The organism is Paraburkholderia panacisoli, from assembly GCF_008369935.1.
Taxonomy (GTDB): Bacteria; Pseudomonadota; Gammaproteobacteria; order Burkholderiales; family Burkholderiaceae; genus Paraburkholderia; species Paraburkholderia panacisoli.
Map to the genome: position 1 here is coordinate 87828 of NZ_VTUZ01000036.1, position 14162 is coordinate 101989.

Sequence of the window (14162 nt, forward strand, 5' to 3'; positions counted from 1 at the left end):
ATTCGACGCACCATTCTCGGATATTACGAGGAGGTTTGCCCGCGCCCACGAGCAAACACCGCCGACAGCCTTGGATTAACGAACTTCCTCGGAAAAATCCGTCGTCAGCTGCTGGCCGCCGCGCGGGCGATCCATCGCGACGATCTCTCCGCCCTGCTCGCTCATCCGGCCGACGGACACGAGCAGCAGGCGAGGACCGTCGCGTACGTGATCGAGCTACTACACACCGCACCACCGCCCGAGTCGCAGATCACCGACGACGTTGCGCGATGGCTTGCCCCGCGCGTAAAGGAAAAAAGATCGCGCGCGTCGCATTGCCTCCGTTTGCCTGGGAGGCCCTCGCGCGTTAGGCCTAACGCGGGCTAGCCACGCTGGCGACCGGAAACGCCGGTCGTCGGCAGCCTCGAAGCCGACAGCGGCGCGGCCATCAGCAGCGTACGCCTGTAGGGTGTGATGCGCCGCTTCTTCCGGCTCGCGGGGGACACCATCGAAGCCGACCACGCGCCCCTCGCAGAGAAACTGCACCGCGCGAGCCCGCACTGGATGCGACACACGCACGCGACGCACGCGCTCGGTCGTGGTGCCCAGTTAGCAACCGTGCGTGACAACCTCCCTCATGCCTCTGTCTCCACGACCTCCACTTACCTGCGCAGTGATGAGGTCAAGCGGGCGCGGCAGCTCGGGGAGGTTTTTGGGGCGCGCAAATGAGGTCGCGCGGGCCATGCATCGACGCAACGCGTCATACCGGCGAACCTGCTCGGGCCCACCCCTGACAACAAGACGCCACAGCCGTGCGAACGGCCGGACACGGCATGATCCCGGTATTCAGGACGCATCGGCTATGCAACAATGATTCGTGCGTGTCTCTGGATCGTCCGCTGACTTGTCATGGCAACTTTCGAACTCGAACCCCAGGTGCAGGACGACCGCCGTGGCGTGTCCTTCAGCCTTGCGCGACCCCATGGCTTCGTTAAATGCGTGATTGCGGTCAAGGCACTGCAGGAATACTTCTGGCTCGAACCCAACGCCGATGACGGTCGTATCCTCAAGGCTTTCCGGAACGGCTATGGCCGCATCCGGGCGATCGCCGAACGCAAGGTGCTCGCCCATCCCACCACGCACCTCGAGTTGACAGCCGAGGATTTCGCGCGACCGTGAGTCGATGACGAGGAATTGCGCCACGTCTCTTGCAAGCGGGTTTATGGCGGAGCGAATCAGAGTGGTTTTTTGCGGTTGACCGTTAGTTGCGCGCAATCTTCTTATTGGCTGATTGAATATGCGCGGCGGCGGCGATATGCTTCGCCGCTGAACGGACATCGTCAACAAACTCGTTACGGGATGAAGGGCAACACAATGCGCTCGCGACGTATCACGGCACGCCGCTCACTGGTGCACGGCAAGGGGCTGTTCGCATTGCGGCCGCTTGCCGCTGGCGAGCGACTGATCGAATATAAAGGCGACGTCACCAGCTGGCGTCGTGCAGCCGCCCGCCAGCAATCGGCCGCCGGGCATACCTTCGTGTTCGGCCTGAGCAACAGACGCGTGATCGATGGCAGCCGCGGCGGTAACAGTGCGCGCTTCGTCAACCATGCCTGCTTGCCAAACTGCGAAGCCATCGAGGTCGGCGACCGTGTGTTCATTCACGCGCTCGTCGCTATTGCTGCGGGTGAGGAGCTGTTCATCGACTACGGTCTTGCCGTCGACGGCGAGGTCACAGAAGAAGTGCGTGTCCAGTACTCATGTCGTTGTGGCGCTTCGGCATGCAGGCAATCGATGCTAAGCGCTGGTCAGTCATAGCGACGGTCGCCATTCCGCTTCCTTGGCAGGCTGCTTCGATCCCCGCATCGTCATATACGCTTATCTGGCGTTGCGTTGCGACGGCTCCGGAGAGCGCCAACGAACGCCGATTGTCGGACTCACGTCTACTGCACGTGCCGTAAGATCGGCAGCGGCAGGTACCGGAGGCGCTCCAGTCATTGGCATCGGCTTCCGGGCGGCAAAATTTCGGCCATTGCGGACGTAGGAATGTCGGCCACTGATGGGCAACTGAGGGGCGCTTTGCCGCCCCTCGCGCCGTCGTGGCCTCGAATGTCATGTGCCAATGCGAGTGAATGAGTTCTCGCGACCCAGAAGAGAAGTCCGCAGCCGGAAAGCGATCATTCACGGTGGGCAGCTCGGTTGAACAATCCACTACGGTAGCTCTACGCTCAGGATGGTTGGGCCAAGGTTGCGGAGCGCCGGGTTCAGCCGCATTACAAGCAACGTGGCATCGTTGTCCTCGTTCATCTTCGCCATGCCCAGAATCGGGTCTTCCGACTTCACAAGTCGGCTCATGGTGCCTATGCCGTCTTCGTTGATTGGCGTTTCAAACGAAACTTGATCCGAGCCAAAGCGACGAATGCAATCGTCAGGGAAGACACAGTTTCTGAATGCTTCCTTTGGCAAGATACTTTCATTCGCCACGGCATCGACGAAGCCTTGTCGGTTCGGAAACCCCTGTCCAGCGATCTTGGCTGCTCCAAAGCTCCCGGACGTACCCCCGTACGCGTGCTGAGCTGAATGCCGCGGCCCTTGATGGGACTGTCGTGAGCGGCTCCAACTGGCATGCGTCGTCCGGCGCCATCAAAATCATGGAGCCGTTCGAGCCATAGAGATCGACGCATTTCCACCCACGTGGTTCCATGACACTGAGATCTCTTGACGCGTACCAAGCTAGACGCGATGCTACGGCGAGAGGAAGCGAGGCACCCTTAGATTTCTTGGATGCTGACTGAGGTCCGAGTTGGCTTAAAAGCACGCTCGGCGATTCGATGCACGCGGTGCTGTGCGGCGCGGGCTACAACCTGAGGATGATCATCAGGAAGCTGCGGCTTCTTTGTGCCTTGATTCTCGCTGCTTTGTCCAACTGTAAAACTGCCGCCCACGCAGTGGTTTGACGCAGGCGGCACGAGACACGAAATGTTCAGGGGTGACTATCTAGTGACCACTGTCGGGGTTGCAATGGGGTAGATGACCACAGGTAGCCGACCCCCAGCGATCCATACTGCCGCTTGCACTGGTGCTCCCTGAAACCCCACCATACCCGGAGTTATTGCTAGCATTGGCCGATGCCGATTGCTCATCTTGTTGCCCGGATGCATCCTGCGCTTGCGCTACGCCCGCAAGCGAGAGAATGCCCAGGAGCACTGCAGACACGAATATTGTCGTCTTCATGGCTTAACTCCTTCAGTATGAAATCAGGTTCAGTTAGGGCGGCCGCTTTGACATAGGCGGAGGACGTAGCGGCCGACATGCGCGGCAATACCGCGCTTAGCGTCTGAGGTGACAGGAGCACCTGAATGACCGCCGGTGGGCTGGTAAGCCCGGTGCGCAATAGAGAGCGCACTATTGCTGCCGACGTGAAATTGAAGCAGTTGCCGATGCACGAATGAACCGTATATTCGCGATGCTGTCGGTTCGAGCATGCGTTGGGCGTCGGGTGCGTTCGCTTGAATATCGGCATCAGGATCAAAACGAGGTCGGCAACGACAATTGAGGTGAAATACATCGCACATGGAGCCTATGTATGCACTGCATGTTCCTCACCGTTCGATAATAATTCTCCATTCCTAATATGTATGCGAGAAAAGAAGAATCTGAATTGTCTTGCGATGAATTACACCATCCTTATTTCGAATTATGCTGCATTGTTCTGCCGTGTAACCTTGTCAGTTGTAGTTAGATCGATTATTTGATGCTCGGTATCAAATGTTCCTTAAGGGGCGAACAAATGTTCGGTGTCGCTTTGCGACTATTCGTCAAAGTGACTTCTTGAGAGCGCGGGGCACACGCCGGGTAACGGATTCAGGTCGACGCGACACAAGGACAACTGCGGGTTGCTGATACTGCGCACCGCCGCACACTTACCCTCGATTGTCAGCTTTGACAGTCTTCCATCCAATTCCCGGCACAGCGGGCACAGACCGCTAGCACAAAGAGGCGTATGCTAAACGTGACCCTCCGAGGAGGCCTTCCATGGTGTCCGGCACTCAAACACGACGTGATTTTGACGTGGGCGAAACGCCCGGGGCCAGAATATCACTGAGCGGGAGTGAAACAGCTCACAAAATCGGGCGCCGCAGATTCGGTGAATTTGTGAATCTTGTTCGGGGACCGGCTGCGGCACTCAGTGCCGAGCAGAATCTCCGTGTCAAACGCGATTTATTGGAATCACTGTCGCGTCGAGCGATATATTGGATGGCGTTAGCGTTGTTCGGAAGCTTGTTCGAGCTCAAATCTGGATATTGGATAATACCCGATTATTGGATCAAGACGTCGGATATTTATCGTTTGTTCCGTGTGGCCTGGATCTTCGGACTGTGGGGGATGGCCGCTCCCATGGCAATATATTTACTGAAAAGGACCATGGCGCTTCCAAAGCACGCGGGCGTCAACGTGGTCGAGCAGATGCACGGGGCATGGGCTGCATTGGTCATACTGACATCGGTGTGGTGGGGGGCGGGTAGCTTTGGGTTAATCCCCCTCCAATTCCAGTTTCATGGTACCGGTTCCGGCAGGATTGGTTTCCTGGAGCTGACGCTGATCAGCTATACATTTACTGTGCTGCTGCTCGCACCTAGTCTTCGTGCAACTTTAGGTTCACTCGTGCTCGGCACTATCCCATTCGGATTTAGCGTGGGAAATTATCTGTTATTTGAACGGCCAGTATGGTTTTGCTGGTATATGGGTCAACTAATTGGCTATTGTTTCATCGCATGGTTTCTTTGTTACAATCAGGAGCGCGCATGTGTAAAAGAGATTATTCTCGAAGAGGCGCGATCGCAGGCCGAAGCGGCAATGGCGGAAAAGAACCAATTTATCGCTGCGATAAGCCATGATTTGCGCCAGCCGCTCACAACGCTCGGCTTGAAGTTGAACTATATCGAGCGGACCATTGAATCAACCAGGCTGGCCGAAGACGTCTCGATTGCGCAAAGGCAAGTGGATGCGATGGAAGGGATGATTAACGGCACGCTGGATATCTGCCGCCTCGAGTCCGGCACCTGGAGTGTAGAAATTCAGGAGGTGGGGCTGGCTTCCCTTTTACACAGCATAGTTGTGGATATGCAGCCGCTAGCCCTGGCGAAGGGGCTGAAGTTAAGACTCCATAGCCGGCCCTATCTGACCCATACGGATCGACATGCGTTGGACCGGATCGTCCGAAATATGGTGACCAATGCGGTCCGTTACACGCCTTCCGAACAGGGAGCAACGAGGGGGCATATTCTGGTGGGTTGCCAAAGGCGGGGCAACCTCGTAAAGATAAGCGTCTGGGACAACGGGATCGGTATCCCCGAAGATAGACAGGCGGATATCTTCAAAAGCTATGTACAGGTCGATAATCCCGAGAGGGATCGTGAAAAGGGATTTGGTCTGGGTCTGTCCATAGTTCAGGGTCTCGCGAACCTTCTTGGTCACAAACTGGACATGGACTCGACGCCAGGGCGGGGATCGCGTTTTTCGGTTACGGTCCCCTTCGCAGGACGCATCCCGCCAGGGTTGCTCGAGGTTCAGACGGTTGAAAGCGGCGACCTGGACCTGACCAGTATGGTCGTGGTGGTCATCGAGGACAATAGCGACTTGAGAATCGAAATATCGATGCGCCTGATCGAGCATGGATGCTACGTCGTGGCGGGAGAATCATCATCCGACGTGATCGAGCAGCTGCGCATCGAAGCTTTGGCAAGTGGTCCGCACTTCATCCTCTCCGACTACCGGCTGAAAAACGAGGACGGTGTTGCCGCGATTGCGGCAGTCCACGCTGCTACCGACGCTTCGATCCCTGCGGTCCTGTGGTCGGGAGACACCTCGTCAGCTGTGCTCAAAAAAGTAGCCGCCAGTGGCATGAAGCTTCTGTCGAAACCGGTTTCTGAAAAGACCTTATTGACCTTGCTGGCAAAACATAAGCCAAAAACTTCCACCGAAGGCAGGTGACGGTGATGGCGGTAGAACGTAATTAGCACAAAGGGGCGTATGCTGAACGTGCCCCTCCGAGGAGGCCTTCTATGGCGTCCAGTACTCAAACACGACGTGATTCTGACGTGTGCGAAAAGCCCGGGGCCAGAATATCACTGAGCGGGAGTGAAACGGCTCACAAAATCGGGCGCCGCAGATTCGGTGAATTTGTGAATCTTGTTCGGGGACCGGTTGCGGCACTCAGTGCCGAGCAGAATCTCCTTGTCAAACGCGATTTATTGGAATCACTGTCGCGTCGAGCGGTGTATTGGATGGCGTTGATGTTGTTCGTAAGCCTGTTCGTGTTCGTACTTGGAAATTGGATCAAGACGTCGGATATTTATCGTTTGTTCCGTGTGGCCTGGATCTTCGGGCTGTGGGGGATGGCCGCTCCCATGGCAATATATTTACTGAAAAGGACCATGGCGCTTCCAAAGCACGCGGGCGTCAACCCGGTCGAGCAGATGCACGGGGCATGGGCTGCATTGGTCATACTGACATCGGTGTGGTGGGGGGCGGGTAGCTTTGGGATAGAGCCACCCATTTTCTGGGCCTACCACGGTGATATTCATATTATTTTTCACAGGACTTTCTTCCTAAAGATGACGCTGATGTGTCATGTATTTACTGTGCTGCTGCTCGCACCTAGTCTTCGTGCAACTTTAGGTTCACTCGTGCTCGGCACTATCCCATTCGGATTTAGCGTGGGAGGAGTTCTGTTAATTAATCGGCCAACTTTGTTTGAGTCGCTTACGGCTCAACTAATTGGCTATTGTCTCATCGCATGGTTTCTTTGTTACGATCAGAAGCACGCATGTGTAAAAGAGATTATTCTCGAAGAGGCGCGATCGCGGGCCGAAGCGGCAAGGGCGGAGAAGAACCAACTTATCGCTGCGATAAGCCATGATTTGCGCCAGCCGCTCACAACGCTCGGCTTGAAGTTGAACTATATCGAGCGGACCATTGAATCAACCAGGCTGGCCGAAGACGTCTCGATTGCGCAAAGGCAAGTGGATGCGATGGAGGGGATGCTTAACGGCACGCTGGATATCTGCCGCCTCGAGTCCGGCACCTGGAGTGTAGAAATTCAGGAGGTGGGGCTGGCTTCCCTTTTACACAGCATAGTTGTGGATATGCAGCCGCTAGCCCTGGCGAAGGGGCTGAAGTTAAGACTCCATAGCCGGCCCTATCTGACCCATACGGATCGACATGCGTTGGACCGGATCGTCCGAAATATGGTGACCAATGCGGTCCGTTACACGCCTTCCGAACAGGGAGCAACGAAGGGGCATATTCTGGTGGGTTGCCAAAGGCGGGGCAACCTCGTAAAGATAAGCGTCTGGGACAACGGGATCGGTATCCCCGAAGATAGACAGGCGGATATCTTCAAAAGCTATGTACAGGTCGATAATCCCGAGAGGGATCGTGAAAAGGGATTTGGTCTGGGTCTGTCCATAGTTCAGGGTCTCGCGAACCTTCTTGGTCACAAACTGGACATGGACTCGACGCCAGGGCGGGGATCGCGTTTTTCGGTTACGGTCCCCTTCGCAGGACGCATCCCGCCAGGGTTGCTCGAGGTTCAGACGGTTGAAAGCGGCGACCTGGACCTGACCAGTATGGTCGTGGTGGTCATCGAGGACAATAGCGACTTGAGAATCGAAATATCGATGCGCCTGATCGAGCATGGATGCTACGTCGTGGCGGGAGAATCATCATCCGACGTGATCGAGCAGCTGCGCATCGAAGCTTTGGCAAGTGGTCCGCACTTCATCCTCTCTGACTACCGGCTGAAAAACGAGGACGGTGTTGCCGCGATTGCGGCAGTCCGCGCTGCTACCGACGCTTCGATCCCTGCGGTCCTGTGGTCGGGGGACACCTCGTCAGCTGTTCTCAAAAAAGTAGCCGCCAGTGGCATGAAGCTTCTGTCGAAACCGGTTTCTGAACAGACCTTATTGACCTTGCTGGCAAAACATAAGCCAAAAACATCGACCGAAAGCGGGTGAAAGTGATGGCGGCGTAACGTAAGGCGTGGTGTAGCAGAGACCTTCACGACAGTCTCTTGGCTGGCCCACTTCCGCCGCCCATCTCGGCATTGACTTTTAGTGCCGCTTCTACGCGATTTCTGACTTGAAGCTTGTCGTAAATGACACAGGAAACCTGTCTGACATGTCCCTCGGTGACGTTAAGCTCCCTTGCGATCTGTTTTCCTGAGAGGCCACCTGCAATGCAACGCGCCACGTCCCACTCTCGTGGAGAGAGTCCAAGATGATGCTGATTCCGGATAGCTGAAGGCGCTTGCGTCGGGCAGGCAAAGCGCATCAAGACTTCTTCCGGAATCCAGAGTTCACCTCCTAAAATCCTGCTCAGTCCAATGAACATTTTTTTGTGTGCGCCGCCCTTCAAAATGATTCCTCGAGCAGCGTAGTCACGCATGCACATTCGCAAGATTTCAACTTCATCATCGTTTCCAGGAGCGAGTCCCGTGCAGACGACCACGGGAACATTGGATGGATTGCCAGCCTGGAAATGTTCCAGCGTCGTGGCGCCACGGTTCTCACCGTCCAGATTGAGATCCAGGAATACAAGGTCTGGGGGAGGTGCCTTGCTCATTTCTTCAAGCGCGCTGGCAAGCGTAAATACGGGTGTGACTTCGATTGGAACTACGCTCAACTCCGATGCGTGTGTTTGGACATATTCGGAAAGAGCAACGCAGAGAATTTCGTGGTCATCGACCCATAGGATCTTCATGGCCGCATCCCCCCTCAATACCTCAGAGAAAAACCATCGATTGCGCGCTACGTTTGTGCACGACACCGCTTGATAGCTAACTTGAACACTGGCATTCTCCGAGCGTCGAAATTCGTGCCTCAAGCGCCGCAGTAGGCGCGTGCCCTTGACTTCGGGTCGACGGGATCGACGCAGTTCTGGCCGTTTGGCGCTGCACTCGCACGCAGGCTGGATACGCGGAATCCAGAGTCGGCAGCATCGCGCGATCGCGCAAACCTTTCAGAGTCGTCATCGCCTGCTTCGCCTCGTTGAGGGTCTGATTCTTGCTTTTCGCGACCGGCCGGTGGCGCGACATATCGAAGAGCATACATCGCGTTCTGGAAGGGAGGAACATCACAATGAGATCCCAACACCCTGTCAACGGAACTCACATTTGGCCGGCGTTTGCGGGGACGCATCATTGTGTCGTCCCGGAGATCGCCTTTGCGGGCACGCCGATCGAAATCGTCAACGGCGTGACGCCGACGCCGGAAGGCAGCGGGTTGCTCGCGCAGTGCAACCTCCAGGTGACCACCTCGGACAATCGAGGTTCCGCTTCCGCGCACGGGGTTCCACAAACTGTCGCGGTCAAGCCAAGCGCGCAGCCTCCGCTGGGCGTCGCGACTCGCATACGACTCCAAATGGTCCTTATTAACTGCCCCGTAAGCCGGCGCTGTGGTTGCCTGGGGTCGAACCACTGCAACTGGTTGAGAGTACGCATCCGCTGGAAGTGAAGGTGACATTCGCGGTCATAGGGATCCGATTGGCAGGAAGGTGACCTGAAGCTGCCTCATGAACCATGAGGCTTGAATGTCGGGAATGGCCGATGAAGGAGCATTCGTCTTTGGGGCGCGCGATTTTGCGTTGTTAGCGCGTATTCACGAAACCACTTGCTCTCGGTGCAACGGCCGGACGCAGTCCCACGGAGGCTGGTCGCCGAATGCATCAACCAGGTGGTCGATGAACTGACGCACCTTGAGCGGCACATGACGCGCGCTAGGATACACGGCCTGAATCGTCAATTCCGACGCGCGGTAAGAGGGAAACAGCGCCACCAGTTCGCCGCGCGCAAGATATTCGCCAAAAACAAAGGTCGGCCCGTATGCGACGCCTGCTCCCGCAAGTGCAGCGGCGAGCAGCATCTGCATGTTGTTGGCTGACATGCGACTCGGTCCGTCAATGACATGCGCGCGGTTTTTCGTGTCGATCAACGTCCAGTCGCCGGCTGACACCGCCTCGCTGAATACAAGCCGCGGCGCGCGCCGCAGATCATCGGGGGTGCGTGGGGTTCCGTACCGCTTCAGATAACCGGGGGACGCGCACACGGCCATACGGCAGGGAGCGATCCGCCGTGCGACGAGGCCGGAGTCACGCAGCCGCCCGATCCGTATTGCCACGTCCGCTCCGATATCCAACAGATCGGCATAGCGATCGTTCAATAACACTTCGACGTTGACGTGCGGATGCTCCTCCATATAACGCGCGACAACGCCACCCAGATGCATCGCGCCGAACGTCACGGGTGCGGCGATTCGCAACACGCCGCGGGCGATGTTTTGCGAATCGCTTGCTTCGCGATTCGCTTCGTCGAACGCTTCGAGAATCCACTTGCACCGGTCGTAGTAAGCGTGACCGACATCCGTCAGGCTCAGGCGGCGGGTGGTGCGCTGAAGCAGTCTCGCATTCAGCTCAGCCTCGAGCGCGCTCACATATTTGCCGGCCATCGCCGCCGATAGTCCGAAACGTCGGGCGGCCGCCGCGAAGCTGCCTTCGTCGACCGCCGTCACGAATACGCCGATGCATGTGAACCGGTCCATGAGCCTTCTCCTCGATTCGATACCGTCATTATCGACTGCACGTCACGAAACGCCAATTATCAAACCTCACGCAAATATCTACGATATCACCACGGTCCGAACGCTGGTCCAGCCGGATAAGGCCGCAACCCCAACCCGTCACGAACACACGGAGCACAGCGAGCATGGGAATGGACATCCAGTCAAACGGCATCCGCATTCACGTCAGCGAGAAGGGAGACGGCGAACGGGCGGTGATCTTCCTGCACTACTGGGGTGGATCGTCGCGCACCTGGCAGTTCGTCACGAATGAACTGTCGGATGCATACCGGACCGTCGCGACCGACCATCGCGGCTGGGGCCATTCGGAAGCACCAGACGACGGCTACAGGATTGCCGATCTGGCCGACGACGCGCAAGGCGCGATCGAAGCGCTGGCTCTTCCGCGCTACGTGCTCGTCGGTCATTCGATGGGCGGAAAGGTCGCGCAACTCCTCGCATCACGCCAACCACAGGGGCTGGAGGGACTCGTGCTCGTTGCGCCGTCGCCGCCTTCGCCGATGGCGCTCCTGGATGAGCAGCGCGCGGTCATGGTGAGCGCTTACAACTCGCGCGAATCGGTCGGCTGGGTGCTGGACAATGTCCTGACCGGCAGCCCGCTCGCACCAGAGCGCCGCGAGCAGGTCATCGAAGATAGTCTGCGCGGCGCGCCGCTGGCGAAGGAGGCGTGGCCGAACATCGCGACGCGGGAAGATATTAGTGCCGACGTGGCAGCTATCAATGTCCCCGTTCTGGTGATCGCCGGTGAGCGGGACCTGGTGGATCGCGTCGAAACACTGCAGGCGGAACTGCTTCCGAGAATAGCCCACGCTCGCCTTGAGGTCCTGGCCGGAATCGGCCACCTGTCGCCTTTGGAAGCGCCGTCCGCAGTCGCAGCTGCAATCAGGCGGTTCGTCAGTGAACTCGAGCGCTGAGCTCTCAATGTTTTGCCGCGACTCAAGCGCAATCCTTGAGCTGCCTGCCGAGCGTTGCTTTCGTTAAGGAGACTTTCGTGGGTATCCGCCATCCAAAATTCAAGGCTGCGGTCGTACAGGCCGGGCCTGCCTTCCTCGATCTCGACGGCGGCGTCGAACTAGCCGTATCGCTCATCGCCGAAGCAGCGGCCGAAGGGGCGCAGCTGATCGCCTTTCCTGAAACGTGGATTCCCGGTTACCCGTGGCACACCTGGCTGGGCAGCCCGGCGTGGGCAATAGAAAAAGGCTTTGTCCAACGATATTTCGACAACGCGTTGCAGCATCGTTCTGCGCAAGCCGATCGAATCTCCGGGGCTGCAGCGGAGCACAACATTATGGTGTCGCTTGGGTTTGCGGAACGCGATGGAGGCACGCTTTATATCGCGCAGTGGCTCATCGGACCCGACGGGCAATCTATCTCACGACGGCGGAAGCTGAAGCCGACTCACGTCGAGCGCACTGTATTTGGCGAGGGAGACGGAAGCGATCTTTCCGTGCATGATACGGCGCTTGGACGTATCGGCTCACTTTGTTGCTGGGAGCATTTGCAACCGTTGTCGAAATACGCAATGTACGCCCAGAATGAGCAGATTCACATTGGCGCATGGCCCAGCTTTTCGCTATACCAACCATTTGCAAATGCGCTGAGTCCCGAAGTCAATATCGCAGTAAGCCGCGTGTACGCCGTGGAAGGCCAGTGCTTTTTCCTCGCGCCGTGTGCGACGATTTCGAACGCCATGATCGAAACACTGTGCGATACGCCCGAAAAGCACGGGCTGATTCGGGCGGGTGGCGGGCACGCCGCGATCTACGGCCCGGATGGAAGTCTGCTGACGCCTACGGTAGCGGATACGTATGAGGGCCTGCTTTATGCGGAACTCGACCTCGGCGTCATTTCGATCGCCAAGAGCGCAGCGGACCCCGCCGGCCACTATTCGCGGCCCGATGTCACACGCCTTCTATTGAATCGGACACCTTCGAAGCGCGTTCAGAATATGGTGTTACCACTGGAGACGGTCACGGAGCCCGAAGGCCCGGTTCAGCCCTAGTTGGCAATTGCGCTCTATTAGTGTCCAGGCCCGTCCCACTTGTGGCGCCGTTACGTCAAGCATTTTTCCTAGTCTCGAAGACTTGTCAATTTCTCATCTACAGAGGATGTTATGAGTACACCTGTGACCATCGGAGGATTTACCGCTCCCGATTCTGAATTTACTCGCAAGGCCGCTTCGATCGTCGAACAAGTTCACTCAAAAGCGATGATGGGTCACGTCCACCGGACGTGGTGGTTCGCAGAGTACCTCGGTAAGAAGCGCGGCTTGAAATATGACCGAGAAGTAGTCTACCTCGCGGCCCTCTTTCACGACCTCGGTCTTTCGGAAGAATATTCCGCCGATAACCGGTTCGAAGTCGATGGCGCCGATGCTGCAAGTCGCATCTTGCTGACGGACAACTATCCAGAGGCGAAAGCTCAACTCGTCTGGGATGGGATCGCGCTTCACTCCAGCGGTGGCATCGCAGACCGTAAGCAGCCTGAAATCGCCCTTATCTACATGGGTGCCCATGTTGACGTGTTTGGTATGTTCATGGACGAGATTACACCGTCCTTCGTCGACGACGTGCTCCAACTCTATCCGCGAGTCGGGTTCAAATTGGCATTTCAGCAAGCGATTGCGGAGGTCGCCAGGAAGAAGCCTCATACTGCGATTGGAACAGGATTGGCTGATGTCGCGCGTCGCCACATTCATGGATTCGAGTGTGCGAACCTATGTGACTTCATCGACCACTCTCCTTTCGAAAGCTGAAATAGCAGCGCTGCTGGAAAGTACCGTTCTCCGGCAGCGTAAGCACAACTGCTACGAGGACGTGTCCCGAGCGCAGCGAACTCCCGCTTGCGAGTGAGTTCTGGCGCCGGAGTCGTTTAGGGTTATTCGATGCCTGCCATTGACCACGGGAATGTGGCCATGCCTCCGCGCGTGTTGGCAGGCGTCGGACAACACTCAACGAACTCTGGCCGATGCGGTTTACCTTGATCGACCCACAAGAGCCGCTGAGAACAGGCTCATTGCTGCGCGTGACGAAGCCGCTAAAGCCGCGGCCGATGCGCAAGAATTGCAAGATAGCGGTCGGAACACGGCGCTTGCCACCTTGGACGCCGAGCGTACTCTAGCCAGTTCAGAGCGCGAACTTGCAGACATGAGATCACGGATATCGCAGGACCAGGTCGCCCTATTTTTTGCCTTAGGAGGTGGCTGGGAAACAGAAGCATATCGAAGTCAGACAACACGAAATGCCCGCGCAAGTGACTAGGGTCACAGGAAATGCACGCCTTGGAACAGACTGTTTGAACCGGTTCGCGCCATTCATACGCATCGCGGTGATGAGCCACTTGAACAGTCCGGTGCTGCAGTGATACGCGACGTTGAGGACACGCCGGCGGCGCTGCGGAAAGCCGTCATGCCAATGCGACATTGTCAATGCGCCACTCAACGGCATATCCCATTCCGCACGACATCGGGAGCACCGCGGCAAGTTCTCGTCCACGTCACGCCGGCGACGAGATTAGACGGTCCACGTCTTCGAGACGCCGTCTTCG

10 protein-coding genes and 2 pseudogenes are annotated in these 14162 nt (G+C 57.2%); 9 read left to right on the plus strand and 3 right to left on the minus strand.

What is annotated here, in order from left to right; translation table 11 throughout:
- Positions 1 to 369 precede the first annotated feature (369 nt).
- The 3 genes and pseudogenes from FVF58_RS51785 to FVF58_RS37020 all read left to right on the plus strand — a co-directional run.
- A pseudogene (locus FVF58_RS51785) lies at positions 370 to 708 on the plus strand (tyrosine-type recombinase/integrase); the annotation flags it as partial.
- 180 nt (positions 709 to 888) lie between these two features.
- A complete protein-coding gene (locus FVF58_RS37015; protein WP_149674659.1) occupies positions 889 to 1158 on the plus strand; it encodes a DUF1488 family protein in 270 nt (89 codons plus the stop codon).
- 195 nt (positions 1159 to 1353) lie between these two features.
- Positions 1354 to 1797 carry an SET domain-containing protein gene (locus FVF58_RS37020; protein ID WP_149674677.1) on the plus strand — a complete coding sequence of 148 codons (444 nt, stop codon included), beginning with the start codon at positions 1354 to 1356 and terminating at the stop codon, positions 1795 to 1797.
- Positions 1798 to 2190: 393 nt separating this feature from the next.
- Here the strand turns inward: FVF58_RS37020 and FVF58_RS37025 are convergent, their stop codons facing one another.
- A complete protein-coding gene (locus tag FVF58_RS37025; RefSeq protein ID WP_149674660.1) occupies positions 2191 to 2445 on the minus strand; it encodes a hypothetical protein in 255 nt (84 codons plus the stop codon).
- A gap of 335 nt (positions 2446 to 2780) precedes the next feature.
- Here FVF58_RS37025 and FVF58_RS37030 point away from each other — a divergent pair.
- The 3 genes and pseudogenes from FVF58_RS37030 to FVF58_RS37045 form a co-directional block, all read left to right on the plus strand.
- Positions 2781 to 2936, plus strand: a pseudogene (locus FVF58_RS37030) (IS5/IS1182 family transposase); the annotation flags it as partial.
- A gap of 1078 nt (positions 2937 to 4014) precedes the next feature.
- On the plus strand, positions 4015 to 5973 hold the full coding sequence (locus tag FVF58_RS37040; protein WP_149674662.1) for an ATP-binding response regulator: 1959 nt from the start codon (positions 4015 to 4017) through the stop codon (positions 5971 to 5973).
- Between the two features lie 71 nt (positions 5974 to 6044).
- On the plus strand, positions 6045 to 7997 hold the full coding sequence (locus FVF58_RS37045; RefSeq protein ID WP_149674663.1) for an ATP-binding response regulator: 1953 nt from the start codon (positions 6045 to 6047) through the stop codon (positions 7995 to 7997).
- A gap of 43 nt (positions 7998 to 8040) precedes the next feature.
- Here the strand turns inward: FVF58_RS37045 and FVF58_RS37050 are convergent, their stop codons facing one another.
- Entirely contained in the window at positions 8041 to 8742 is a 702-nt protein-coding gene (locus FVF58_RS37050; RefSeq protein ID WP_149674664.1) for a LuxR C-terminal-related transcriptional regulator, read from the minus strand.
- An 896-nt stretch (positions 8743 to 9638) separates the two neighbouring features.
- Positions 9639 to 10577: a LysR family transcriptional regulator gene (locus FVF58_RS37055; RefSeq protein WP_149674665.1), complete on the minus strand. Its 939-nt coding sequence runs from the start codon at positions 10575 to 10577 to the stop codon at positions 9639 to 9641.
- A gap of 164 nt (positions 10578 to 10741) precedes the next feature.
- Between FVF58_RS37055 and FVF58_RS37060 the strand changes: the two genes are divergently transcribed.
- The 3 genes from FVF58_RS37060 to FVF58_RS37070 all read left to right on the plus strand — a co-directional run bounded on the left by FVF58_RS37060 (position 10742) and on the right by FVF58_RS37070 (position 13371).
- Complete coding sequence (locus tag FVF58_RS37060) at positions 10742 to 11530, plus strand: alpha/beta fold hydrolase (RefSeq protein WP_149674666.1); 789 nt, start codon at positions 10742 to 10744, stop codon at positions 11528 to 11530.
- Between the two features lie 77 nt (positions 11531 to 11607).
- Positions 11608 to 12618 carry a carbon-nitrogen hydrolase family protein gene (locus FVF58_RS37065; protein WP_149674667.1) on the plus strand — a complete coding sequence of 337 codons (1011 nt, stop codon included), beginning with the start codon at positions 11608 to 11610 and terminating at the stop codon, positions 12616 to 12618.
- Between the two features lie 111 nt (positions 12619 to 12729).
- The gene (locus tag FVF58_RS37070) at positions 12730 to 13371 is read left to right on the plus strand and encodes an HD domain-containing protein (protein ID WP_149674668.1); all 642 of its coding nucleotides are present in this window, start codon (positions 12730 to 12732) and stop codon (positions 13369 to 13371) included.
- Positions 13372 to 14162: the final 791 nt, after the last annotated feature.